This is a genomic window from Sideroxyarcus sp. TK5, assembly GCF_054601595.1.
On record NZ_BAAHSJ010000004.1, the window covers coordinates 16,267 to 40,579 of the forward strand.

General features: G+C 61.4%; 23 protein-coding genes and 1 riboswitch. Of the genes, 7 read left to right on the plus strand and 16 right to left on the minus strand.

From position 1 onward, the window contains the following. Window positions 1–29: 29 nt before the first annotated feature. The 4 genes from folD to ACYPYQ_RS07980 form a co-directional block, all read right to left on the minus strand. Window positions 30–881, minus strand: a complete 852-nt coding sequence (folD, locus tag ACYPYQ_RS07965; protein WP_459722511.1) for a bifunctional methylenetetrahydrofolate dehydrogenase/methenyltetrahydrofolate cyclohydrolase FolD — start codon at window positions 879–881, stop codon at window positions 30–32. Between the two features lie 14 nt (window positions 882–895). Next, window positions 896–1,444: an inorganic diphosphatase gene (gene ppa / locus ACYPYQ_RS07970; RefSeq protein WP_459722514.1), complete on the minus strand. Its 549-nt coding sequence runs from the start codon at window positions 1,442–1,444 to the stop codon at window positions 896–898. A 71-nt stretch (window positions 1,445–1,515) separates the two neighbouring features. Beyond that, on the minus strand, window positions 1,516–2,394 hold the full coding sequence (locus ACYPYQ_RS07975) for an HDOD domain-containing protein (RefSeq protein WP_459722517.1): 879 nt from the start codon (window positions 2,392–2,394) through the stop codon (window positions 1,516–1,518). After that, on the minus strand, window positions 2,391–3,683 hold the full coding sequence (locus ACYPYQ_RS07980) for a putative bifunctional diguanylate cyclase/phosphodiesterase (protein WP_459722520.1): 1,293 nt from the start codon (window positions 3,681–3,683) through the stop codon (window positions 2,391–2,393). The genes ACYPYQ_RS07975 and ACYPYQ_RS07980 overlap by 4 nt, the downstream gene beginning before the upstream one ends. Window positions 3,684–3,863: 180 nt before the next feature. Continuing rightward, window positions 3,864–3,944: riboswitch (cyclic di-GMP riboswitch) on the plus strand. A 140-nt stretch (window positions 3,945–4,084) separates the two neighbouring features. Here ACYPYQ_RS07980 and ACYPYQ_RS07985 point away from each other — a divergent pair. Further along, on the plus strand, window positions 4,085–4,588 hold the full coding sequence (locus ACYPYQ_RS07985; protein WP_459722523.1) for a bacteriohemerythrin: 504 nt from the start codon (window positions 4,085–4,087) through the stop codon (window positions 4,586–4,588). Between the two features lie 75 nt (window positions 4,589–4,663). Here ACYPYQ_RS07985 and ACYPYQ_RS07990 read toward each other — a convergent pair whose 3' ends face one another. Together ACYPYQ_RS07990 and ACYPYQ_RS07995 are read right to left on the minus strand one after the other, a co-directional pair. Then, on the minus strand, window positions 4,664–6,700 hold the full coding sequence (locus ACYPYQ_RS07990) for a sodium-translocating pyrophosphatase (RefSeq protein WP_459722526.1): 2,037 nt from the start codon (window positions 6,698–6,700) through the stop codon (window positions 4,664–4,666). Window positions 6,701–6,748: 48 nt separating this feature from the next. Beyond that, window positions 6,749–8,002: a 6-phosphofructokinase gene (locus ACYPYQ_RS07995; RefSeq protein WP_459722529.1), complete on the minus strand. Its 1,254-nt coding sequence runs from the start codon at window positions 8,000–8,002 to the stop codon at window positions 6,749–6,751. A 160-nt stretch (window positions 8,003–8,162) separates the two neighbouring features. Between ACYPYQ_RS07995 and ACYPYQ_RS08000 the strand changes: the two genes are divergently transcribed. Continuing rightward, a complete protein-coding gene (locus ACYPYQ_RS08000; RefSeq protein WP_459722531.1) occupies window positions 8,163–8,936 on the plus strand; it encodes an oxygen-binding di-iron domain-containing protein in 774 nt (257 codons plus the stop codon). 39 nt (window positions 8,937–8,975) lie between these two features. On the opposite strand, the gene ACYPYQ_RS08005 is transcribed toward ACYPYQ_RS08000, so the two are convergent. From ACYPYQ_RS08005 to ACYPYQ_RS08050, 10 genes are all read right to left on the minus strand, one after another. Next, a complete protein-coding gene (locus tag ACYPYQ_RS08005) occupies window positions 8,976–9,374 on the minus strand; it encodes a GlcG/HbpS family heme-binding protein (protein ID WP_459722535.1) in 399 nt (132 codons plus the stop codon). 2 nt (window positions 9,375–9,376) lie between these two features. After that, window positions 9,377–10,033 carry an adenylate kinase gene (gene adk / locus ACYPYQ_RS08010; RefSeq protein WP_459722538.1) on the minus strand — a complete coding sequence of 219 codons (657 nt, stop codon included), beginning with the start codon at window positions 10,031–10,033 and terminating at the stop codon, window positions 9,377–9,379. An 18-nt stretch (window positions 10,034–10,051) separates the two neighbouring features. Then, the gene (kdsB, locus tag ACYPYQ_RS08015; RefSeq protein WP_459722540.1) at window positions 10,052–10,813 is read right to left on the minus strand and encodes a 3-deoxy-manno-octulosonate cytidylyltransferase; all 762 of its coding nucleotides are present in this window, start codon (window positions 10,811–10,813) and stop codon (window positions 10,052–10,054) included. After that, entirely contained in the window at window positions 10,813–10,998 is a 186-nt protein-coding gene (locus ACYPYQ_RS08020; RefSeq protein ID WP_459722544.1) for a Trm112 family protein, read from the minus strand. Before ACYPYQ_RS08020 ends, kdsB begins: the two co-directional genes overlap by 1 nt. After that, window positions 10,988–11,974 (minus strand): tetraacyldisaccharide 4'-kinase, encoded by a 987-nt coding sequence (gene lpxK, locus ACYPYQ_RS08025; RefSeq protein WP_459722546.1) that lies wholly within the window; start codon window positions 11,972–11,974, stop codon window positions 10,988–10,990. Before lpxK ends, ACYPYQ_RS08020 begins: the two co-directional genes overlap by 11 nt. 9 nt (window positions 11,975–11,983) lie before the next feature. After that, window positions 11,984–12,406, minus strand: a complete 423-nt coding sequence (locus tag ACYPYQ_RS08030) for an ExbD/TolR family protein (protein WP_459722549.1) — start codon at window positions 12,404–12,406, stop codon at window positions 11,984–11,986. Beyond that, window positions 12,403–13,008: a MotA/TolQ/ExbB proton channel family protein gene (locus ACYPYQ_RS08035; RefSeq protein WP_459722551.1), complete on the minus strand. Its 606-nt coding sequence runs from the start codon at window positions 13,006–13,008 to the stop codon at window positions 12,403–12,405. Before ACYPYQ_RS08035 ends, ACYPYQ_RS08030 begins: the two co-directional genes overlap by 4 nt. A gap of 378 nt (window positions 13,009–13,386) precedes the next feature. Then, on the minus strand, window positions 13,387–15,921 hold the full coding sequence (locus ACYPYQ_RS08040; RefSeq protein ID WP_459722554.1) for a [protein-PII] uridylyltransferase: 2,535 nt from the start codon (window positions 15,919–15,921) through the stop codon (window positions 13,387–13,389). After that, window positions 15,921–16,712, minus strand: a complete 792-nt coding sequence (map, locus tag ACYPYQ_RS08045) for a type I methionyl aminopeptidase (RefSeq protein WP_459722556.1) — start codon at window positions 16,710–16,712, stop codon at window positions 15,921–15,923. Before map ends, ACYPYQ_RS08040 begins: the two co-directional genes overlap by 1 nt. Window positions 16,713–16,817: 105 nt before the next feature. Further along, window positions 16,818–18,362, minus strand: coding sequence for a DEAD/DEAH box helicase (locus tag ACYPYQ_RS08050; protein WP_459722560.1), 1,545 nt, complete (start codon window positions 18,360–18,362; stop codon window positions 16,818–16,820). Window positions 18,363–18,682: 320 nt separating this feature from the next. Here ACYPYQ_RS08050 and ACYPYQ_RS08055 point away from each other — a divergent pair, with 320 nt between their 5' ends. The 5 genes from ACYPYQ_RS08055 to ACYPYQ_RS08075 all read left to right on the plus strand — a co-directional run bounded on the left by ACYPYQ_RS08055 (window position 18,683) and on the right by ACYPYQ_RS08075 (window position 24,237). Further along, entirely contained in the window at window positions 18,683–19,576 is an 894-nt protein-coding gene (locus ACYPYQ_RS08055) for a phosphate/phosphite/phosphonate ABC transporter substrate-binding protein (protein WP_459722563.1), read from the plus strand. 4 nt (window positions 19,577–19,580) lie between these two features. Beyond that, window positions 19,581–19,703 (plus strand): hypothetical protein, encoded by a 123-nt coding sequence (locus tag ACYPYQ_RS08060; protein ID WP_459722565.1) that lies wholly within the window; start codon window positions 19,581–19,583, stop codon window positions 19,701–19,703. 21 nt (window positions 19,704–19,724) lie between these two features. After that, a complete protein-coding gene (locus ACYPYQ_RS08065; RefSeq protein WP_459722568.1) occupies window positions 19,725–21,299 on the plus strand; it encodes a diguanylate cyclase domain-containing protein in 1,575 nt (524 codons plus the stop codon). An 82-nt stretch (window positions 21,300–21,381) separates the two neighbouring features. Then, window positions 21,382–23,283 (plus strand): molecular chaperone HtpG, encoded by a 1,902-nt coding sequence (htpG, locus tag ACYPYQ_RS08070; RefSeq protein WP_459722571.1) that lies wholly within the window; start codon window positions 21,382–21,384, stop codon window positions 23,281–23,283. Window positions 23,284–23,568: 285 nt separating this feature from the next. Continuing rightward, on the plus strand, window positions 23,569–24,237 hold the full coding sequence (locus ACYPYQ_RS08075; RefSeq protein WP_459722573.1) for a FecR family protein: 669 nt from the start codon (window positions 23,569–23,571) through the stop codon (window positions 24,235–24,237). Window positions 24,238–24,313: the final 76 nt, after the last annotated feature.

Consider the following 24,313-nt stretch of genomic DNA (forward strand, 5'->3'; position numbering starts at 1 on the left):
TGAAAAAAACCGGCCGCAAGGGCCGGTTCTTATCGGGCCGCGCGTTCCGCGGACTGCACCGTGTTCGCCACCAGCATGGTGATGGTCATCGGGCCCACGCCGCCCGGTACCGGGGTGATGCAGCCGGCCACTTCCTTGGCGGATTCGAAATCCACGTCGCCGCACAGTTTTCCGTCCGGCAGCCGGTTGATGCCTACGTCGATCACGGCCGCGCCGGGCTTGATCATGTCGCCGGTGATCATCTTCGGCCTTCCGGTGGCGACCACCAGGATGTCGGCGTCGCGCGTGTGCTTGGCCAGGTCCTGCGTCTTCGAAGTGCAGATGGTGACCGTGGCGTTGTGCTGCAGCAGCAACAGCGCCATCGGTTTGCCCACGATGTTGCTGCGGCCCACTACCACGGCGTGCTTGCCCTCGATGGAGACACCGCTCTTCTGCAACAGCACCAGCGAACCGTAGGGCGTGCAGGGCGCGAAGCGCATGTTGCCGGTGGCCAGCGCGCCGACGTTGACAGGATGGAAGCCGTCGACATCCTTCTCGGGATCGATGGCGTTCAGCACCTTGTCGCTGTCTATGTGCTTGGGCACCGGCAATTGCACCAGGATGCCGTGGATCTTCGGATCCTTGTTCAGCGCATCGATCTGTGCCAGCAAGGCGGCTTCGCTGGTGTCTGCAGGCAGGGCGATGTGCTCTGAATGCAGACCCAGTTCGGCGCAGGCTTTCACCTTGTTGGCGACATAGACCTTGGAGGCCGGGTCTTCGCCGACGATGATGACCGCCAGGCCCGGCGTGATGCCGCGCGCCTTCAGCGCGTCGGCGCGAACCTTCCATTCGGCACGTACTTCCTGCGCGATGGCTTTACCGTCGATGATGCGTGCGGTCATCTCTGTGCTCCTGATCAGAACTCGGGTTTTACTTTGGCGTTGTTGTAGTTATCAACGCCGGCCATGATCTCTTTGCGTGCTTCTTCGATACCTTCCCAGCCGCCGATCTTGACCCACTTGTTGGGCTCCAGATCCTTGTAGTGGGCGAAGAAGTGTTCGATCTGCTTGAGGATGATCTCGGGCAACTCGCTGTAGCTCTTCAGGCCGCGATACAGGGTGGAAAGCTTGTCCACCGGCACTGCCAGAACCTTGGCATCGAAACCGGATTCGTCTTCCATCTTCAGCACGGCCAGCGGACGGCAGCGCACCACCACACCACTATTCAAAGGGACCGGGGTGATGACCAGCACGTCGACCGGATCACCGTCATCGGACAGGGTGTGCGGGATATAACCGTAGTTGCAGGGGTAGTGCATCGCGGTGTTCATGAAGCGGTCGACGAAGATCGCGCCGGAATCCTTGTCGACTTCATACTTGACCGGCTCGCCGTGTTGCGGGATCTCGATGATGACGTTGAAATCGTCGGGGAGGTTGTTGCCGGAAGGTACCTTGTTCAAACCCATGATGCGTCGCCTTTGCCATAAAAAATGAAGGCGCGGATTGTACCACCGGGCCGGGCTATGCCCAATACTGCCTATTCGTTGGCGGCAATGACCGGAGCGGCCTCGAGCGCCAAGGCTTCCAGCCTGGCTTGGTCGATATCCAGCAGTTTCAGGCAGGTCGCGCCCAGCTTGTCCCATTCATGGGTGAGACTGAGACCGAGCTGCTGTTGCACGAGATGTTCCGCCAGCTGGGTGACGGCGATGAGTTTGCGGGTGATCAGGGGCGGCGGGGAGCTGGTGGCGGCCAGCACCGGCTGGTCGTGATGGTGGCGTATGGACAGGCAGATCTCTTCCGGCAACCACCAGCTCTGGGCCAGCACGCAGCCCACGATGGCGTGATTGGTCGGCAACACGTCATCCTCGACCATTGTGAATCCCAGCTCGGCTTCGTTGTTGGCCGATTGCAACACCGATTCGTAGCTGGGCAGACGTTTGAGCAAGACCGGTATGCCGCAATCCCGGAACAGGCCGAAAGTATAGGCGTCCTCGGGCGGGATCCTCAGGCCGTTCAACTGCTGCGCAAGCCATCCGGACAGGCGTGCGAAACGCGAGGAGGCATCCCAGAATCGCTCCAGGTTCGGAACGGTGGGGAACGATTTGCGCAGGATGATACCGGCCACAGCACGGCTGGCGGTGTTCAGGCCGAGTATGACCAGTGCCTCGTTGACGGAACGCACCCGTTGCCGGACCCCGAAATACGGGGAGTTCGCGGTCTTGATCAGACTGGCGGACAGGCTGACGTCGGAGCAGATGATGCTGGCCAGTCGATGGTAATCCGGCTCGTCCTTTTCCGCTTCGACCATGAACCGCCTCAGGATGGCTGGACAGGGCGGGATGCCGAGGTCGATCACCGTTTGTTCGACCATGCGGTCCAATGGGGTCGGGCTGGGGGTCTGCAGGTCCAAAATCATGTGCTCCGTGCTTTAAGCCAGTTCAGCAGTTCTGCTTCCGGCATGGGTTTCGCGTAAAAGAAGCCCTGTATGGCATCCACACCGGCCTCAAGCAAGACATCGATCTGTTGCTGGTTCTCGCATCCCTCGGCCACGATGGTCATGCCCAGTTCGTGCCCGAGTCGGGTCACTGCATTGACCACGGACAATGCGCGTCTATCGTCCGGCAAGACAGTCACGAATGCACGGTCCAGCTTGAGCTTCCCCGCCGGCAGGTCTTTCAGGCTGGCCAGGCAGGAATAGCCGGTGCCGAAATCGTCGATGGACAGATTCACGCCGGCGGCAATGATCTCCTTCAGGTTCTGCTGGACCGTATCCGAGATGTCCATGAACAGCGATTCGGTCAATTCAAGTTCGATCAGTTCGGGGCTTGCATTGGAACAGACCAGCGCCGCGTGCATCGCATGGGTGAATTCCGCAGAGATCAATTGCGCACGGGAGACATTGATGGCGACCTTGGTCTTGAAGCCGGCGTCCTGCAGGGCGCGTGCCTGCATCGCCCCCTGCATCAGGCTGAGTTCGCCGAGACGGGTGATGAGGCCGGTCTTCTCCGCGACCGGGATGAACCGCATCGGGGAGATGTTCTCGCCGTTCAGATTGCAGCGCATCAGGGCCTCGACAGCCTCGACCTTCCCGTCGGAGCGGATGATGGGCTGGTAGTGCAGGCAGAAGCCGCCCGTTTCCAGCGCTTCATGCAGGGTGCTTTCGATGGCGAGCTCTTCGCGGGCAAGGGTGACGCCCATGCGTCCCGGGATGGGCTCGTCCCCCGAGCAGACGATGCTGTTGCCGCCCTTGGATTTGGCCGCGAACATGGCATGGTCGGCACGCTCAAGCAGCGTGAGCGGATCTTCATTCGGTTCGTGGACCGCGACGCCGATGCTGGCGGTCGGGCGCAGGGTCAGACTGCCGATATGGAGTGGTTCTTGCACGATGCTTGCCAGCTCGACGGCGAACAGGAATGCTTGCTCGCGGTTGAATCCCGGGGCCAGCAGCACGAATTCGTCACCGCCTACCCGCGAGATCTCGGCGCGGCCCAACACGCACGGCCGGAAACGGGTGGCCAGGTTCTCGATCACCTCGTCACCGACCAGATGGCCGAACGATTCGTTGATCTGTTTGAAGCGGTCGAGATCGAGCCAGATCACGGCGAAAGTCTGCCGGCTGCCGCTCGCTTCGGCAGCCAATCGCATGGCTGTGTGGAAGCAGCCGAAGCGATTCAGGAATCCTGTAAGAGAATCGACGCTATTCATTTAGCGGGATGCAGTGTCTGGGTTCTGTGCAACAACTTGAGGACGGCAAGGATAAACCAAATGGACCTGTCTGCAGAGCGGAATTGAGCGCCGGGTGAGAACTGTCCGGCCGGGTTGCCTTGAGCGGTGGCTGGGGAAAAGAAAAACACATTGTCCATGTGCAAGATAGTGGTTAATATCCGTCCCACTTGGCAAACATATCGAAAGGTATGGGCGCAAAGTCTCCGGCCTAAGGGAAACTATGGTAGCGGGACCGCCACAGAGACGAATCAGTCCTGTGACCGTTGTGTATCGCTTCCTGTCTTCCCGAAACCGCAGAGATCGTTGCCTTCCTGCATGCCAGTTCGTCTGTGCGTGTCCGAGGAGGGTGGTGAGCAACGTGTCTTTCCGTGGAGGTGCAAATGACAAGTGATGAGGTTTTCTTCAAGTGGCTGCCCGATTACAGTGTCAATATCAAAACTATCGATGACCAACATCAGGAACTGGTCAATATCCTGAATCGCCTTTTTGTTGCGGTATCCAGGCGGGAAGGGGACAAAGCCATCGCGGGGATACTGGATGCGCTGACCAGCTATACCAGGACACATTTCGCGCTGGAGGAACGTTTGATGCGCGAAGCAAGATACAAAGATCTGGTGCCGCATATGGAAGAGCACCGCAAGCTGATTGCGCAACTGGATGAGCTATGTAACAAGCACATGATGGAGGAGAAGCCGATCTATTTCGAGATGCTCAGCTTCCTGAAGTCATGGCTCAGGGACCACATCCAGGGCGTGGATACCCAATACAGTGCTGCGCTGCAGCAGTCCGGTTTTTCCGTGACCGCGTGGGAACGGGAAGCGACTGCGGAATTCGCCCGCATGTCTGCTTCCAGGAAGTGGTGGGAGGTGTGGAAGCCTGCTTGAGCTATCCGTTCAGGCATGTCCATGCAAATAAGGCCGACGCAGAGTCGGCCTTTTTGCATGGAAATACCGTAACGGTCACAGCAGCGGCACGATCATCAGCGCAACGATGTTGATGATCTTGATCAGCGGATTCACCGCCGGGCCGGCGGTATCCTTGTACGGGTCGCCTACCGTATCGCCGGTCACGGCGGCCTTGTGGGCTTCTGAACCTTTGCCGCCGTGGTGGCCTTCCTCGATGTACTTCTTGGCATTGTCCCAGGCGCCGCCGCCGGTGGTCATGGAGATGGCCACGAAGATGCCGGTGATGATGGTACCGACCAGCACGCCGCCCAGCGCCTGGGGGCCCAGCAGCAGGCCGACGATCAGCGGCACCGCGACCGGCAGCAGCGAGGGCACGATCATCTCCTTGATCGCCGCGCGGGTCAGCATGTCGACGCAGGTGCCGTATTCCGGCTTGGCCGTGCCTGCCATGATGCCTGGGATATCTTTGAATTGACGGCGCACTTCAATCACCACCGAGCCGGCCGCGCGGCCGACCGCCTCCATGCCCATCGCGCCGAACAGATAAGGCACCATGCCGCCGATGAACAGGCCGATGATGACCATGTGGTTGGACAGGTCGAAGGTCAGCGCCGGGCCGCCGTGCGTCGCCAGCGCGTGGGTGTAGTCGGCGAACAGCACCAGTGCCGCCAGTCCGGCAGAGCCGATGGCGTAACCCTTGGTCACCGCCTTGGTGGTGTTGCCCACCGCGTCCAGCGGGTCGGTGATGTTGCGGATCTTTTCGTCGAGACCGGCCATCTCGGCGATGCCGCCCGCGTTGTCGGTGATCGGGCCGTAGGCGTCCAGTGCCACGATGATGCCGGCCATCGACAGCATGGAGGTCGCGGCGATGGCGATGCCGTACAGGCCGCCCAGTTCGAACGCGCCCCAGATCGACAGGCAGACGGCGATCACCGGCAGTGCGGTGGATTTCATCGACACGCCCAGACCGGCGATGATGTTGGTGCCGTGGCCGGTAGTCGAGGCGTGCGCGATATGCTGCACCGGGCTGAAATCGGTGGCGGTGTAATACTCTGTGATCCATACCATCGCGGCGGTCAGTGCCAGACCGATCAGCGAGGCGAGATAGAGGTCCATAGAGGTCACGAGCCTCCCGTCTATCATCACGCCGTCGCCCAGTATCCAGGTGGTGACCGGATAGAACGCGGCCACGGCCAGTGCACCGGAGACCAGCAAGCCGCGATAGAGTGCGTTCATGATCTTGCCGCCTTCATGTGCCTTGACGAAGAAGGTGCCGACGATGGAAGCGATGATGGACACGCCGCCCAGCACCAGCGGGTAGATCACCGCTTCGGGCGAACCGGTGATGAGCAGGCCGCCCAGCACCATGGTGGCGATGATGGTCACCGCATAGGTCTCGAACAGGTCGGCCGCCATGCCGGCACAATCGCCCACGTTGTCGCCCACGTTGTCGGCGATCACCGCCGGATTGCGCGAATCGTCTTCCGGAATACCGGCTTCGACCTTGCCGACCAGGTCGGCGCCGACGTCGGCGCCCTTGGTGAAGATGCCGCCGCCCAGACGGGCGAAGATGGAAATCAGCGATCCGCCGAACGCCAGACCGACCAGCGCATGGGTCGCTTCGCTGGTACTGGCCCCCATCGTGATGGTGAGGAAGGCGTAGTAACCGGCCACGCCCAGCAGTCCCAGTCCGACCACCAGCAGGCCGGTGATCGCGCCGCCCTTGAAGGCCACGTTCAGTGCGGCGTTCAGCCCGTCATTGGCTGCTTGTGCGGTACGGATGTTGGCGCGCACCGAGACGTTCATGCCGATGTAGCCGGTCAGGCCGGACAATGTTGCGCCGAGCAGGAACCCGACCGCCGTCTGCCAGCCCAGCGCGACGAAGATCGCCACCAGCAGGATGGTGCCGACCAGTGCGATGGTGCTGTATTGCCGGTTCAGATAGGCCTGCGCGCCTTCCTGTACCGCCGCCGCGATCTCGCGCATGCGGTCGTTGCCGGTCGGCAGGCCCAGTATCCATTTGATCGAAATGCCGCCATAGAGCAATGCGGCGATGGCGCACAACAAGGCGAAACCAAGAGCAGATGACATCGTTCCCTCCCCAAGTTAAAACCGCCCCTTGCGGAGCGGCGTTGAGTTTCAGATCTTGAACTTCGGCAGTTTGGCGGGCACTGCCACATTCTTCAGTTGCACATATTGCGGCAAGCCATCCTTGTAGGCCGGATAGTCTTCGCCCTTGATCAGTGGTATCAGATAGGCGCGGCATTTGTCCGTGATGCCGAAGCCGTCCCGTGTGATGAAGTCGCGCGGCATGAACTTCTCAACATTGGCGACCTTGGACAGCGGCGCGACGCCGATCTTCCATTTATAGGGTTTGTCTGAGGTGCGCAGGATGGCGGGCATCACCGAGTTCTCGCCCTTGAGCGCCAGCTCGACGGCTGCCTTGCCCAGCGCGTAAGCCTGTTCCACGTCGGTCTTTGACGCGATGTGGCGCGCGGCGCGTTGCAGGTAGTCGGCCACCGCCCAGTGGAACTTGTAGCCGAACGCTTCCTTCACCATGTTGGCGATGACCGGCGCGGCGCCGCCGAGTTGTGCGTGGCCGAACGCGTCCTTCGTACCCTGCTCGGCGATGAACTTGCCGTCCGGATAGTGGCAGCCTTCGGATACGACCACCGTGCAGTAGCCGTGCTTCTTCACCATGGCATCGACCTTCGCGAGGAATTTCTTCTGGTCGAATTCGATCTCGGGGAACAGGATGACCACCGGGATCCCTTGCGCCTCGGCGAGACCGCCTGCAGCGGCGATCCAGCCCGCGTGGCGGCCCATCACTTCCAGCACGAACACCTTGGTCGAGGTCTTGGCCATGGAGCGCACGTCGTAGCTGGCTTCCAGCGTGGAGACGGCGATGTATTTGGCGACCGAGCCGAAGCCGGGACAGCAGTCGGTGATGGGCAGGTCGTTGTCCACGGTCTTGGGCACGTGGATGGCCTGCACCGGATAACCCATCTTCTCGGAGAGTTGGGACACCTTGTAGCAGGTGTCGGCTGAGTCGCCGCCGCCGTTATAGAAGAAGTAACCGATGTTGTGTGCCTTGAACACTTCTATCAGGCGCTGGTATTCGCGCTGGTTCTCTTCCAGCCCCTTGAGTTTGAAGCGGCAGGAGCCGAAGGCGCCGGAAGGCGTATTGCGCAGGGCGGCGATGGCTTTGGCGGATTCTTTGGAGGTGTCGATCAGTTCTTCGGTGAGGGCACCGATGATTCCGTTGCGCCCCGCGTAGACTTTTCCGATCTTGTCTTTGTGCTTGCGGGCGGTCTCGATGACTCCGCAGGCTGAGGCGTTGATGACGGCAGTGACGCCGCCGGATTGCGCATAGAACGCGTTCTTTTTTGCCATGTTATGCTTCCCCCGCAGGTTGATGAAGACTATGCCCATCTTACGCCGATTTTATTTCGGCGGTCGAGGCGGCAGAATTGATTTTCATCAAATTCACGCAAGACATGTTTCGCTAGAATGCGCGACCTGTTTATAAAAACGATTATCTCTGGAGAGTGGAATGGCGATCGAACTGTTCAATAACGGCAAGCACCTGTGCCTGATATTTGATGACCTGGTGGATGACTCGATGGGCGAGGCGGTGCAAGCCAACCAGTTCCTGATCATCGACCACGAACATGGTGCATTGCTCGATCCGGGTGGCAACATGACCTACAACGGCCTGTTGATGGAGATGCACAACTATTTCGCGCCGAAGAACCTGGATTACATCCTGGCATCGCATGCCGACCCGGACATCATCGCCTCGGTCAACAAGTGGATGATCCACTCCGAATGCAAGGTGATGATCTCCAAACTGTGGGCACGTTTCGTGCCGCACTTCTGCAGTGTGGGCAACTCGGCCGGGCGGGTGGAAGGCATTCCCGACGAAGGGATGGTGCTGCCGCTGGGTAACTCCGTCATCAAGGCGATCCCGGCGCACTTCATGCACTCCGAGGGCAACTTTCAGTTCTACGATCCGGTCAGCAAGATCCTTTTCACCGGCGACATGGGTGCCTCCATCGTGCCGCACACCGCAGTCGACACGCCGGTGGAGGACTTCAAGTCGCATATCCAGTACATGGAAGGCTTCCACAAGCGCTATATGATCTCCAACAAGATCTGCCGTTACTGGGTGAACATGGTGCGCGGCATGGATGTGGAGATGATCGTGCCGCAGCACGGCCGCATGTTCAAAGGCAAGAAGATGGTGAACGAGTTCCTGAACTGGATCGAGACATTGCCGTGCGGTATCGACCTGATGACGCAGGACCAGTACCGCGAGCCTAGGTAAGGCGAGACTGCGCCGGAACATCCGGCGCAGTTAAATCCCCTAGAGAGCGGCTGCTCCGGCCGCCGCGATCTGCCCGTCTTGGGCCGAACGCACCCCGCTGATACCGATCGCCCCGACCACGACACCGTCGCGCAGCAGCGGCACGCCGCCTTCGGCCGGGATCACACCGGGCAGGGCGAGATGGATCAGCCGGCCGCCCATCACGGCATCTTCGGAAGCCTTGGAGGGCATATGCAGCGCCGCCGCCATGTGGGCTTTGGCGGTGGCAGTCTCGACGCTGCCGAAGCGCGTATCGTGACTGCGCTGCATGTACAGCATGTGGCCGCCGTCGTCGACGACTACGATGGACACTTTCCAGTCATTGGCGCGCGCCTCGGCCTCGGCGGCAGCAGCGACACGCTTGGCATCCTCCAGCGTCAATACCGGTTTGCTCGCCATGTTCAGGCTCCCAGCACCTTGAACACCTGTGCGCGGATGTCGTCGACGCTGCCCACGCCGGGGACATGCACGACCCGTGGGGCCAGCGCATCGCCGGACTTCTGCCAGGCGCTGTAGTATTCGACCAGCGGCTGTGTCTGGTCGTGATAGACACCGAGGCGTTTGATCACCGTGTCTTCCGCATCGTCGGGGCGTTGCACCAGCTCCTCGCCGGTGATGTCGTCCTTGCCTGCCACCTTGGGCGGGTTGAACACCAGATGATAGGTGCGTCCCGAGGCGGGATGCACGCGGCGGCCGCTCATGCGTTGCACGATCTCGCTGTCCGCGACGTCGATCTCCACCACATAGTCGATCTTGATACCGGCATCCTTCATCGCCTGCGCCTGCGGGATGGTGCGCGGGAAGCCGTCGAACAGGAAGCCGTTGGCGCAGTCCGCTTCCTTGATGCGATCCTTGACCAGATCGATGATGATGTCGTCGGAGATCAGATTGCCGGCATCCATCACTTGTTTGGCGGCGATACCGAGCGGGGTGCCTGCCTTGATCGCGGCGCGCAGCATGTCGCCGGTGGAGATCTGCGGGATGCCGAACTTCTCCCTGATGAAGTTGGCCTGAGTGCCCTTACCGGCGCCGGGTGCACCTAACAGGATCAGTCTCATGTTGTATTCCTCCAGTGATTATCGTGATTCGAAAATGCGCCGTGCGTTCAGCAGGTCCTGCTCGGTGTCCACGCCGCTGGGAGGCGCGTCTCGCGTGACGGTCACGCCGATCCGGTAGCCATGATACAGCGCACGCAGTTGTTCAAGGGATTCCGCCAGTTCGATGGGGGCAGGGGCGAGCTGGCCGTATGCTTTCAGGAACGAAGCGCGGTAGGCATAGATGCCGATATGTCGCAGCACAGTGACCTCGCCCGGCAGGGGTTCGCCTTTGGCGTAGGCGTCGCGCGGCCACGGGATGGGGGCGCGGCTGAAGTACAGCGCATTGCCGTGTTTGTCGAGCACCGCCTTGACGATGTTCGGGTTGCGCATCGACGCTTCATCGTGCACAGGGTGGCAGGCGGTGGCGATGGCACAGTCGGTGTGTTCGTGCAGATGTCGCGCGACAGCCGCGATCAGTTGCGGCGGGATCAAGGGCTCGTCCCCCTGCACGTTCACCACGATGGTGTCATCCGGCCAGCCCTGTTGCATGCAAACTTCCGCAATGCGGTCGGTGCCGCTGACATGGTCGGTGCGGGTCATGCAGGCCTCGAATCCGTTCGCGCCGGCAGCCTCGACGATGGGGGCGTGGTCGGTGGCGATGATGATCTGCTGCGCGCCGCTGCTGGCGGCCTGTTCCGCGACACGTATCACCATCGGCTTGCCGCCGATGTCCAGCAGGGGTTTGCCCGGCAGGCGCGTGGAAGCGAAGCGCGCGGGGATGACGACTTTGAAGGAAAGCATCAGAGCTTTTCGACTTCCTCGGCGGTGAGCGTGCGTGCCTCGTCGGCCAGCATCACCGGGATGTCATCCTGGATCGGATAGGCCAGCCGGTCGGCTTTGCACACCAGTTCCTGCTCGGCCTTACGATAGACCAGCGGTGATTTGCACAGCGGACAGACCAGGATGTCGAGCAGTTTAGCGTCCATGAGATAGTTTTTCCGTGATGAGGTTGAACAGCGGCGGGGCGACTTGCGCATCCACTTGCAGCACCCAGTGTCTGGGGGAGGCGAACGCCGCGCATTTTACCGCATCTTTTTCCGTCATGAGTATCGCGTCCGCATCCTTGGGATTGATCTCGTTGCCGCTGTAATGGTGATGGTCGGGAAAGGCGTGCGTGTCGGGCTGCAGGCCGAGCTGTTGCAGATGGCGGAAGAAGCGTTGCGGATGGCCGATGCCGGCGAGCGCATGCACTTTCAGGCCTTCAAAGTCGGCAGCCGAACGCGTCAGGGTCGGGTCGAGCAGGTTGTGGAAGCGCGTGCCCTGCAGCGACATCGTGAAGCCTTCCGCAATATCGGGCGTCCCGCCATTGAACACCAGTGCATCGACCTCGCGCAGTCGCGACAATGGCTCGCGCAGCGGGCCGGCGGGCAGCAGCAGGCCGTTGCCGAAACGGCGCACACCATCGATCACGGCGATCTCGATGTCGCGCTGCAGACGATAGTGCTGCAAGCCATCGTCGCTGATGAGGATGTCGCATTCGGGATGGGCCTGCAGCAGCGCTTGGGCAACGGAGGGGCGGTCGCGCCCCACCCAGACCGGGCACAGTGCGCGGCGCGCCATCAGCAGTGGTTCGTCGCCGACCGTGCGCGCGCTATCGTCCTTGCGCACTTCGCGAGCGGATGCGTCACCCTCGCTGCGGTAACCGCGGCTGATGATGGCGGGATGCCGACCGGCTTCGATCAAGCGCTGCGCCAGCCACAGTGTGAGCGGTGTCTTGCCGGTGCCGCCCACCGTGACATTGCCCACCACGATCACCGGCACGGGCAACTTCACCGAGGCGAGCATGCCGACGCGGAACAGCAAGCGGCGCAGCGCCACCAGCAGGCGGAACAGCAGGCTGAGCGGATACAGCAGCAGATGGAGCGGGGAGAGGCGATACCAGTGCTGTTGCAGACGTTCCATGTCTGCAGGTTATTTGGCCGGGGTGCGTGTGGTGAAGGTGATGCGGCCGTAACCGGCTTCACGCGCCGCTTCCATGATGGTGATCACCGACTGGTGCGCCGCCTTGGCGTCGGCATTGATCACGATCACCGGGTCGTCCTGCTTGCCGGCCGCCTTGCGCAGGGCCTGCGAGAATTCGCCCAGGTTCTTGAAATCGGTACGCGCGCCGTTGATCGCATAGTGCTCGGAAGCATCCACCGCCACCACGATGGGTTTGCTGACCGGCACCGTGCTGTCGGCACCGCCGGCCTGCGGCAGGTTGATCTGCAGTTCGGAGAACTTGCCGTAGCTGGTGGTGACCATCAGGAAGATCAGGATCACCAGCAACACATCGATCATCGCGATCAGGTTGATCTCCGGTGTCTCGCGATCGCGGCCCCGCTGGAAATTCATTTGCGTTCCCCGTGCACGATCTCCACCAGTTTGATGGCCTGCTGTTCCATCTCGATGGTGAGGCTGTCCACCTGGGCACGGAAGTGGCGATAAGCGATCATGCTGGGCACTGCCACGATCAGGCCGAAGGCGGTGTTGTACAAAGCCACCGAGATGCCGTGCGCCAGTTCGGCCGGGGCGGCGCCGCCCGCGTTCTGCGAGCCGAAGATCTCGATCATGCCGACCAGTGTGCCGAACAGGCCCAGCAGGGGGCTGATGGAGGCGATGGTGCCGAGTGTGGTCAGGAAGCGCTCCATCTCGTGACTGGCGGCGCGGCCGGTCTCTTCGATGGCTTCCTTCATCACCTGCGGCGGGCTCTTGATGTTCTTCAGCCCGGCGGCGAACACCTTGCCCAGCGGCGAACCTGCACTCAGACGGTCCAGCATGGCCGGGCTGACACCGCGCTGTTTCAGTTCGTTCACCACTTCGTCCAGCAGGCCGGGCGGGTTCACATTCTTGCCGCGCAGATAGATCGCACGTTCGACGATGAGGGTGACGGCAACCAGAGAACAGATGATCAGAAACCAGATCGGCCAGCCGGCCGCTTCGATGAGATTGAACACGCAACGACTCCCAATGGCGAAAATTCCAAGGCGCGAACTGTAGCCTGTAAGGCCCGTCCACGGCAAGGCAAGTTGGCAGTTTCAAGCTAACTGACGGAGCGAAAAGCTTTTTATCGTTTATTCACAAAAGCTGGGGATAACTTTGTGGAAGGATCACTTTCAGCGAGCGCAAAAGACCGTCATTTCGGGCATTGCTGAATCGTTGCATAAAAAATATACGACAAAAAACAATAATAAAAACAATGCGATGCAATAAGTCGTTGTTTTTTCGACAGGGGAGCTTGTCAAGAGGGGCAAGTTGGCAGGGTGGGTGTGGATTGTCCGCGTTTGTCAATATGCCATTTGGCCTATTTTTCAACTTTTTTTCGAGGGTCGCGCTCAGGCGAGCTGCGAGACGAGGACATCGCGCAGTGCCTCGCGGGCATGCGCATCGTTCAATGCTTCTCCGTCTATCCAGAAAGTATCTTCGGCCCGCGCACCCAGCGTGTTGATCTTCGCGCTGCGGATCAGCACCTTGTGACGGGTGAGGATGTAGGCGATGCGCGCCAGCAGGCCGGGACGGTCGCCGGCCACCAGCGACAGGTTGTAGCGTCCCTTCTCGTCGCGCCGCAGCTCGACCTGGGGCGCGATGGGGAAATGTTTCAACTGGCGGCTGCGGCGCCCGAAGGCCGGCTCGGGGATGGAGACGGCGTCGCCGCCTATCTCCTCGGCCAGCGCGTATTCGACATAGTTCATCACATCGCGGTAGGCAGTCTTGTCCTGGCTCGCATCCATCACCAGGAAGCTGTCCAGCGCGTAGCCGTGTTCGGTGGTGTGCACCTTGGCTTCCATGATGTTGTAGTTCATGCGCGCGAAGAAATTGCAGATGCGCGCGAACAGGTAGGGCTGGTCGCGCTGGTACACCAGCACCTGCATGCCTTCGCCGATGCGCGAGAGGCGTGTCTTGATGATGGGTGTCTTGATGTCCGGGCGCTGGGTCAGCGCCCGTGTGTGCCAGGCGATCTCGTGCGCCTCGTGGCGGATGAAGTATTCGTCGTCCAGTTTCGCCCACAGCGGCAGATAGGTCTCCGGCGCGATCGCGTACAGATTGAGCGTGGCGGCTGCCTCGCGCTGCGTCTGGCCGATCTGGTCGGCGATCTTGCCGTAGTTCAGATAGTGCAGGGTGGCGTGGTACAGGTCCTCCAGCAGCTTCCCTTTCCAGGCGTTCCATACCTTGGGACTGGTGCCGCGCACATCGGCCACGGTCAGCAGATACAGGGCCGTCAGGTGGCGCTCGTCCGGCACGTCCGCCGCGAAGGCGGCGATCACGTCCTGGTCGCTCAGGTCCTGTTTCTGCGCCGTGGCCGACATGCGCAGATGGTGCTTCACCAGCCACACCACGAGCTCGCTGTCCTCCGGCGGGATGCCGTGCATCCTGCAGAAGCGGCGCGCATCGGTGCGCCCCAGCAGGGAATGGTCACCGCCGCGCCCTTTTGCGATGTCGTGGAACAGCGCGCCGATATACAGCACCTCGGGCCGCTCGAAGTCGCGGATCAGCCGGCTGCTCAACGGGAACTCGTGCGCGTACTGCTCCAGCGTGGCGCGGCGCAGGTTGCGCAACACCATCAAGATATGTTCGTCCACGGTATAGACATGGAACAGGTCGTGCTGCATCTGGCCCACCACGCGTCCGAAGGCCGGCAGGTAGCGTCCCAGGATGTCCTGCTGGTTCATGCGGCGCAGCGCGTGGGTCAGGCCTTGCGGCTGGCGGAAGATCTGCATGAACAGCTCGCGGTTATGCGGGTCGCGCCGGAACGCCGGGCCGACCAGACGGCGGACGCGCCACAGGGCGCGCAGCGTCGCGGCAGAAAAACCGTTCAATTCGGGATGCTGTTGCAGCAACAGGAAGCATTCAAGGATGGCGGACGGCTCGCGTTCGAACAGCCCGTCGTCGCAGGCTTCCAGCGTATCGTCGCGCGCGATGAAGCGCGGATTGAGGGGGCGCGTCGTACTGACGGTGAACAGGCGCGCGCGCATGGTCTGCAGCAACACGCTGTTCAGTTGCAGTACCGCGCGCTTGGTGCGGTAATACTGGCGCATCATGCGCTCGCTGGCGCGCAACTGCGGCGTGGCGGTCATACCCAGCTGTTCGGCCAGCGGCTGCTGGTAGTCGAACACCAGCCGGTCGTCGTGGCGGCCGCACAGTTCGTGCAGGCGGATGCGCATATCCTGCAGCAGCTGCTGGTGACGCACCACTTGCCGCGCTTCGGTCATGGTCAGCAAGCCGTTACGCGCCAGCGCCTGCCAGGTATCGCCGAAACCGGCGGCCCGCGCGATCCACAGCACATTGTGCAGGTCGCGCAATCCGCCGGGACTTTCCTTCAGGTTCGGTTCCAGATTGAAGTCTGTGTCCACGTAACGGGTGTGGCGCTGCTGTTGTTCCAGACTCTTGGCCTGATAGAACGCGCAAGGATCGAGGTGCTCGTGCAGCCGCTGTTGCAGTGTCGCGAACAGTGCGGCATCGCCGTCCAGCAGGCGTGCCTCCAGCAGGTTGGTCTGCACGGTGATGTCGCTGCTGGCATCCAGGCATTCATCCACCGTGCGCACACTGTGGCCGATCTCCAGACCCATGTCCCACCACAGGCCGACCAGCGCTTGCAGTCGGCTTTGCAGCGCTTCATCCGCTTCCTGTGGTAGCAGGATCAGCAGGTCGATGTCCGATCTGGGATAGAGCTCGCCACGGCCGTAGCCGCCCACGGCGACCAGCGCCAGCCCGGGCGGGATGTCGGACGCGCGCCACACTTGTTGCAGATGTTCGTCCACGACCTGTGTATGGTCGCGCAGGTAGCGGGCGGGTTGGGGTGATTCCGCATAGGCCTGTTTGAGCGCGAGTCGCGCGGCACGCAGGCTGTTGCGGACGGCGTGTACGGGCATCAGGCGGGGATGGCGGGCGATCCGGCGGAAAGCGTCAGCACTTCATAGCCGGTCTCGGTGACCAGTATGGTGTGTTCCCATTGTGCGGACAGACTGTGGTCCTTGGTGACGATGCTCCAGCCGTCGCCCAGTTGCTTGATGTCTTTCTTGCCGGCATTGATCATCGGCTCGATGGTGAAGATCATGCCCGCTTCCAGCTTCACGCCGGTACCGGCCTTGCCGTAGTGCAGCACCTGCGGCTCCTCGTGGAACTTGCGACCGATGCCGTGGCCGCAGAACTCGCGCACCACGCTGTAGCCCAGTCCTTCGGCGAAGGACTGGATGGCGTGACCGATGTCGCCCAGATGCGCACCGGCGCGCACCTGGCGGATGCCGTGCCACATCGCTTCATAGGTCTTCTCACACAGGCGCCTGGCCTGGATGGAAGGCTCGCCCACGTAGTACATACGGCTGGTGTCACCGTGGAAACCGTCCTTGATGGTGGTGATGTCGAGATTGACGATGTCACCGTTCTTCAGTTTCTTGTCGCTGGGCACGCCGTGGCACACCTGATGGTTGATCGAGGTGCAGATGGATTTAGGATACGGCGTGTGGCCGCCCGGTGCATAGTTCAGCGGCGCGGGGATGCAGCCTTGCACGTCGACCATATAGTCGTGGCACAGCTTGTCCAGCGCCTCGGTGGTGACGCCGGGTTGCACGAATGGCGCGATGTAGTCCAGCACCTCGCCGGCCAGGCGCCCGGCGATGCGCATCTTTTCGATCTCTTCTGCGGTCTTGATGCTGATGGGCATGATGCATGCTCTGATATTGATGGGGTGCGAGGATATTAGATAGCCATGTCCAGCACAACAAAAAAGGCACGCCGTGGCGTGCCTTTTTGAGTGCATCAGACAGTCTTAACGCTTGTTGCCGTTGCCGCTGTTGTGGCCCCTGCCCAGCGAGAAGCTGGTGCCTTGCGGGCGGCGGTTGCTGTTGAACGGGGCCGGCGCGCGGTTGCCGTTCACAGGCGCGTTCGCGTTGCTGCGCGGCTGCGTATCGTTGAAGCGGTTGTGCGAATGACCTTCGCGGCGCGGGTGGGAACCGTGCTCGTCACGTGTGAAGCTGTGACGGCTGTCCGGGGCATGATGACGCGGTGCGCCGGAAGCGTTGCGGGGAGCGTTGCCGTTGCGCGGGCCGTTGTTGAAACGCGGACCGCCGTTGCCCCCGCGCGGGCCGCTGTTGCCGCGACCGCCGGGTGTCGCTGGGCGCGGCTTGAACTTCGGCTCCAGACCCTCGATGGTGTGAGGCTGGATGCTCTGGCCGGTGTAACGCTCGATGTTGCGCAGCGTGCCGGCATCGCGGCTGCCCGCGAAGGATACGGCGATGCCGGATGCGCCACCGCGGCCGGTGCGGCCGATGCGGTGCACATAGTCCTCGGCGAACTTGGGCAGGTCGAAGTTGATGACGTGCGAGATGCCGGGCACGTCGATGCCGCGCGCGGCGACGTCGGTGGCGACCAGCACGCGCACATTGCCACGGCGCAGGTTGAGCAGGGTGCGGTTACGCTCGCGCTGGTTCATGTCGCCGTGCAGGGCGGCGGCGGCATGACCTTGTGCGGACAGACTGTCGGCCAGTGTGTCGGCATCGCGCTTGGTGGCGGTGAACACCACGGCCTGGTTCAGCTCCACATCGCGCAACAGATGGTCGAGGATGCGGTTCTTGTGTGCCATATCGTCGGTGTACATCAACTTCTGTTCGATGTTCTCGTGACGGGCTTTGGTGGCGGCGACGCTGATGCGCTTGGGCGATTTCAGCAGGCGCTGTGCCAGATTGCCGATCACGCCGTCCAGTGTGGCCGAGAACAGCAGTGTCTGGCGGCTGGCCGGTGTGGCGGCGGCGATGCGCTCCACGTCGTCGATGAAGCCCATGTCCAGCATGCGGTCGGCCTCGTCCAGCACCAGCATCTCCAGACGCGAGAAGTCGATGCGGCCGCGTTCGATATGGTCGATCAGACGACCCGGTGTCGCCACCAGGATGTCCACGAAGCCGGACAGCAGCTTGTTCTGCAGCGGGTAGGGCATGCCGCCCAGGATGCTCACGGTCTTCAGACGCATGTTCTTGCCGTATTTGGCCGCCGCGTCGGAAACCTGTTGCGCCAGTTCGCGCGTCGGGGTCAGCACCAGCACACGCGGGCCCTTGCTGCGCACGCTGGATTCGACGGACAGTTTTTGCAGGGCGGGCAGGATGAAGGCGGCGGTCTTGCCGGTGCCGGTCTGCGCGGAAGCCATCAGGTCGTGGCCTGCCAGAACTTCGGGGATGGCCTGTGCCTGGATCGGCGAGGGCACCGTGTAACCTGCATCCTGAACGGCCTTCAGGATGGTCGGTGCCAGACCCAGTGAATCGAAGGTGAGGGCAGCTTGCTCGGTCGCAGGAGCCGCAGGGGCGATGATATTTTCAGACATGTTGTTCCTTGATTTTTATAAGACACAGCGCATGCGTGGCCACGGGCCACACAATGGAAATCAGTAGGGGGATATTTAAACCTCTACCGGCGCAAACAAACATCGTCGCTAACCGGTGAAGCTTGGCGCATCCAAAAAGTACGGGATGCAGAGGGTCAGGAAACGATGGACTCGATGCCGCCTCTGAAGCGGCAAGGCGCGCATTATACGGATGCAAGCCGGAATAGCCAGAGATATTTTCAATCGACCGAGACAGTGCCTGTGTCAGGGGGTAATATCGGGTCAACAATAAAATTTTTCCATTGCTTGCGGGGACAGGAATGAAGGGGATCGCACTACTGTCGGCTGTGTTCATGCTGGTTGCTTGCAGCAAGCAGGAGGCCGTCTATGAGCCGACATTCGGCCAGAAGGACGACAATGCGGTAAAGGAATATGTGGTCGGCATCCACCCCTTGCACAACCCCAGGCGACTGGTCGAAGTGTACGGCCCCATCGTAGACCACCTCAATGCCAGTATCCCGCAGGCGCGCTTCCGGCTCGAAGCCTCGCGCAACTACGAAGAGTTCGACAAAAAACTGTTCAGCGGCGATTTCGATTTCGCCATGCCCAATCCCTATCAGACGGTGCGCTCGCTCGATCACGGCTATCGCGTGTTCGGTAAGATGGGCAACGACGAACTGTTCCGCGGCATCATCCTGGTGAGGCGCGACAGCGGTATCCGTGAGGTGGCCGACCTCAAGGGCAAGAAAGTCTCCTACCCCGCGCTCACCGCGCTGGCGGCGACCATGATGCCGCAATACTACCTGCACACGCACGGGCTGGACGTGAACCGCGACATCGAGAACCTCTATGTCGGCTCGCAGGAGTCTTCCATCCTGAACGTATTGCGCGGCCACGTCGCCGCCGGCGCGACCTGGCCGGTGCCGTGGATCACCTTCCAGCAGGAACATCCGGAGATGGCGGCGCAACTGGAAGTGAAATGGCAGACCGAGACTCTGCCCAACAACGGCTGGGTGGTGCGCAAGGATGTGCCGCCCGAGCTGGCGGTCGCGGTCGGCCGGGCACTGGTCGGTCTGACGGATTCGGAAGCCGGGCGCGATATGGTGAAAAGGCTGGGCATCACCGGCTTCGAGATGGCGAACGACGAGATATATGCGCAGGTGCGCCGCTATCTGGCCCGCTTCTCGGCGACCGTGCGCCATATCGAATACTGACCTTATGAAAAAACACAACTTCTTCACCGCGCTTTGGCGCAGCTCCATCCGCAGGCAACTGGTGCTGGGCTTTGCCGTGTCGTCGCTGGTGCTGATGACGCTGTTCGGTTATCTGATCCATGTATAGCAGCGCGATGCGCAATACCTGATGTCCACCGAGCGGGCCGCTTCGCTGGCGCATGCACTGACCATCAGCAGTACCTCCTGGATATTGGCGAACGATCTGGCCGGTCTGCAGGAGGTGGTGCAGGGTTTTGCGCGCACCAGCGACTTGCGGCGCGCCTTCTTTGTCAGCCCGCAGGGCGAGGTGCTGGCTTCCACCTCGCCAGCCGAGATCGGCTTCTATGCGAGCGATGCGTTGAGTCGCGACATGCTCGCTTCGGCGGCGCGCGACCAGCAGGTGCTGGTGGACCAGCGCAATCTGGTGGTGGTCGGCCATCCGGTGATCTTCAGCGGCCGCCATCTGGGCTGGGTGAGGGTGGAGATGACGCGCGATGCGGTGAACGCGAATCTGGATGCGCTGATCCGTTCCTGGCTGGAGTTCGGCGTGTTCGCGATATTGATGGTGACGCTGGTGGCGATGTATCTGGCACGGCGCATGACACACGGCTTGCATCACTTGATGTCGGTCGCTTCATCGGTGGAGCAGGGGCAGGTCAAACGCCGTGCCGATGTCGGCCGTCGCGACGAGATCGGTACGCTGGCGCGCAGTCTCGACCGTATGCTGGATGCGATCGAGAAGCAGAAGCATCTGGTCAGCGAGAGCGAGGCGAAATACCGTTTCCTCGCCGACAATATCTCGGATGTGATCTGGGTGCTGAACCTGCGCACCAATCACTGGGAATACATGAGTCCGTCGGTCCACAAGCTGCTCGGCTATAGCGCGGAAGAAGTGATGCCGATGCTGCTGGAAAAGACCCTGGCACCTGCCTCCCTTGAGAAAGTCCGGCAGTGGATCGAGGAGCGCAGCCAGGCTTTCCTGTCAGAACAAAGCTCGGTGAACTATACGGAGGAGATCGAGCAGATACGGCGCGACGGCAGCACGGTGTGGACCGAGATCACTGCCCATTTCGCCTACAACTTGCAAGGCGATCTGATCGTGCTCGGCTTGACACGCGACATCAGCGAACGCAAGAAAGCCGAGGAGCAGATCCGTAATCTGGCCTTCTATGACCCCCTGACTCAACTACCCAACCGCCGCCTGCTGCTGGACCGTTTCGGGCTGGTCATCGCGGCGTGCAAACGCAGCAAGCGCTATGCGGCGCTGATGTTCATCGACCTCGATAACTTCAAGCCGCTCAACGACGAGCACGGTCACGATGTGGGCGACCTGTTGCTGGTCGAGGTCGCGCAGCGCATGTCCGACTGCGTGCGCGAGGTCGATACCGTGGCGCGCTTCGGCGGCGACGAGTTCGTGGTGATGCTGAACGAACTCAGCACCGACCGGGAAGTCTCCATGCAACGCGCCTCGGACATCGCCGAAAAGATACGGCAGCGGCTGGGCGAGCCGTATCAGCTGCGTGTGGCGCGCGAGCGGGGCGAGCCGCTCATGGTCGAGCATCGCTGCACGGCCAGCCTGGGCGTGGTGCTGTTCGACCGTCACTGTTCCTCCAGCGAGGACCTGCTGCGGCTGGCGGACGACGCCATGTATCAGGCCAAGCAAGGCGGGCGCAACCAGGTGCGCTATCTTGAGCCGCGGCCGCCTCTGCAAAAGCACGCTTGAAATCTCCCGCACCGCCCCCAAGTAGGGTGGCGTCCTATTTGGCACCCCTTGATTCCTGTTCAACGATACATACGGAGAAAACATGACTGACAGCACCACCGTCAACCGCGAAACCATGGGCTTCCAGACCGAGGTCAAGCAGCTCCTGCAGCTGATGATCCATTCCCTGTATTCCAACCGCGAGATATTCCTGCGCGAACTGGTCTCCAACGCTTCCGACGCCTGCGACAAACTGCGCTTCGAAGGCCTGCACAACGACGCCCTGTACGAGAACGATTCCGAGCTGGCCATCCGCATCGCCTTCGACAAGTCGGCGCGCACGCTGACCGTGAGCGACAACGGTATCGGCATGAACCGCGACGACGTCATCAACAACCTCGGCACCATCGCCAAATCCGGCACGCGCGAGTTCTTCAGCAAGCTGTCCGGCGACCAGAAGAAGGACGCACACCTCATCGGCCAGTTCGGTGTCGGTTTCTATTCCGCCTTCATCGTGGCCGACAAGGTCACCGTGCTCACCCGCCGTGCAGGCGAGAATGCCGACCAGGGCGTGCGCTGGGAATCCGACGGCGGCGGCGAGTTCGACATCGAGATGGTGGAAAAAGCCACGCGCGGCACCGAGATCACGCTGCACCTGCGCGAAGGGCAGGACGACCTGCTGGCCGGCTACAAACTGCGCGAGATCGTGAAGAAATATTCCAACCACATCGTGCAGCCCATCCTGATGAAGAAAGAGGAATGGAAGGATGGCGGTTACGTCACCAGCGACGAGGACGAGACCGTCAACCAGGCCACCGCCCTGTGGACGCAATCCAAGAACGACATCACCGAAGAGCAATACAAGGAGTTCTACAAGCACGTCGGCCACGACTACGACGACCCGCTGGCCTGGAGCCATGCGCGCGTCGAAGGCCGACAGGAATACACGCAACTGCTGTACGTCCCCAAGCATGCGCCGTTCGACCTGTGGGACCGCAACGCGCGCCACGGCATCAAGCTCTACGTGCGCCGCGTGTTCATCATGGACGACGCCGAGCAACTGATGCCGCTCTACCTGCGCTTCGTGCGCGGGGTGGTCGACAGCGCCGACCTGCCGCTCAACGTCTCGCGAGAGATCCTGCAGGAGTCCAAGGACATCGAAGCCATCCGCAAGGGCTGCACCGGCAAGGTGTTGGGCCTGCTGGCCGATATGGCCGAGAAAGAGCCGGAGAAATACGCCACCTTCTGGAAGGAATTCGGCAAGGTGCTGAAAGAGGGCGTGGGCGAGGACTTCGCCAACAAGGACAAGATCGCCGGTCTGTTGCGCTTCGCCTCCACCAAGGCCGACACCAAGGACGAGACCGTCTCGCTCAAGGACTACATCGCTCGCATGAAGGACGGCCAGGACAAGATCTACTACGTCACCGCCGAGACCTTCAACGCCGCGAAGAACAGCCCGCACCTCGAAGTGTTCCGCAAGAAAGGCATCGAAGTGCTGCTGATGTCCGACCGCGTGGACGAGTGGGCGCTGAGCTACCTCACCGAGTTCGAAGGCAAGCAACTGGTCTCCGTCGCCAAGGGCGGTCTGGATCTGGGCGCGCTGGCGGACGAAGCCGAGAAGAAAGAGCAGGAGAAGCAGGCCGACGAACTCAAGCCGCTGCTGGAAAAGATCAAGGCCAGTCTGTCCGACAAGGTCAAGGAAGTGCGCGTCACCCACCGCCTCACCGACAGCCCGGCTTGCCTGGTCGCCGACGAGAACGACATGAGCGCCAACCTCGCGCGCATGCTCAAAGCCGCAGGCCAGAACGCGCCGATGTCGCAGCCCATCCTCGAGATCAACCCCGGTCACCCGGTGGTGACACGCCTGCAAGCCGAGGAAAAGCACTTCGACGACTGGGCCACCGTGCTGTTCGAGCAAGCGCTGCTGGCCGAAGGCGGTCAGCTCGACGACCCCGCCACCTTCGTCAAACGCATCAACCAGTTGATGCTGGAGATGGGCAAGTAAGCAACCGGTCGTTATGTTTCAAACAAGAACGGGCATCTTCGGATGCCCGTTTTTTTCGTTCAAGGGAATCGGAAAGATTCCAATACCGTCATTCCGGCGAAGGCCGGAATCCAGTGGTTTTAGTTAACAATGCAGTTACGTCAGTGCGTTAATCATTACTGGGCACCGGATTTCGCCGGTGTGACGAATGATCGGCGATATCCTTAAATGAATTGCGAAGCTGCCTCGATTTTGCTCTAACATCGCTGATAACGGCCCTGTGGGCTATGAACGGGAGGATTGAGAATGAACAGATCACGCCGTCGTCTGCTGCAACAACTGGCCGCACTGGGGCTGCTGTCCGGGGCTGGCATCCCCGGCCTGATACGCGATGCGCTCGCGGCGGGCAACTATCCATCCGTGCAGGGCATGCACAAGATCAAAGGCGACGTGCGCATCAACGGCAAAGCGGCGAAGGAGGGGCAGCCCGTGCTGCCGGGCGACAAGGTCACCACCGGTGCGGACAGTGAGGCCATCTACGTCATCGACCGCAATGCCTTCCTGCAACGCAGTAACAGCACAGTGAGTTTCAGCAAGGATGCGGCCAAAGAGTTCATGCGCGTGGTCAGCGGGAAGATCCTGTCGGTGTTCGAGCATGGCGAGAAACGGCTGGTGGTGCCCACCGCCGCCATCGGCATCCGCGGCACTGCGTGCTACATCGAGGCCGAACCGAAGCAGGTGTATTTCTGCCTCTGCTACGGCACCGCTCTGGTGGAACCGAATGCGGAGCCGGGCAGGGTGGAACGCATCGTCACCGAACACCACGACCATCCCATCTTCATCCACCACGACCAAGGCATGCCCTCGATGGCCAACACTACGGTCGCCAATCACACCGACGCCGAGCTCATCATGCTGGAGTGGCTCCACCGCCGCCGTCCGCCGTTCTATGGGCTGGGGTTATCTGCGTACTGATCCGGCGTGCTTTTGTGCAGAGCAGGCCGAGGTTGTTGGGAATTAATGAGAACGGGCCCCTGAGGGGGCCATTTTT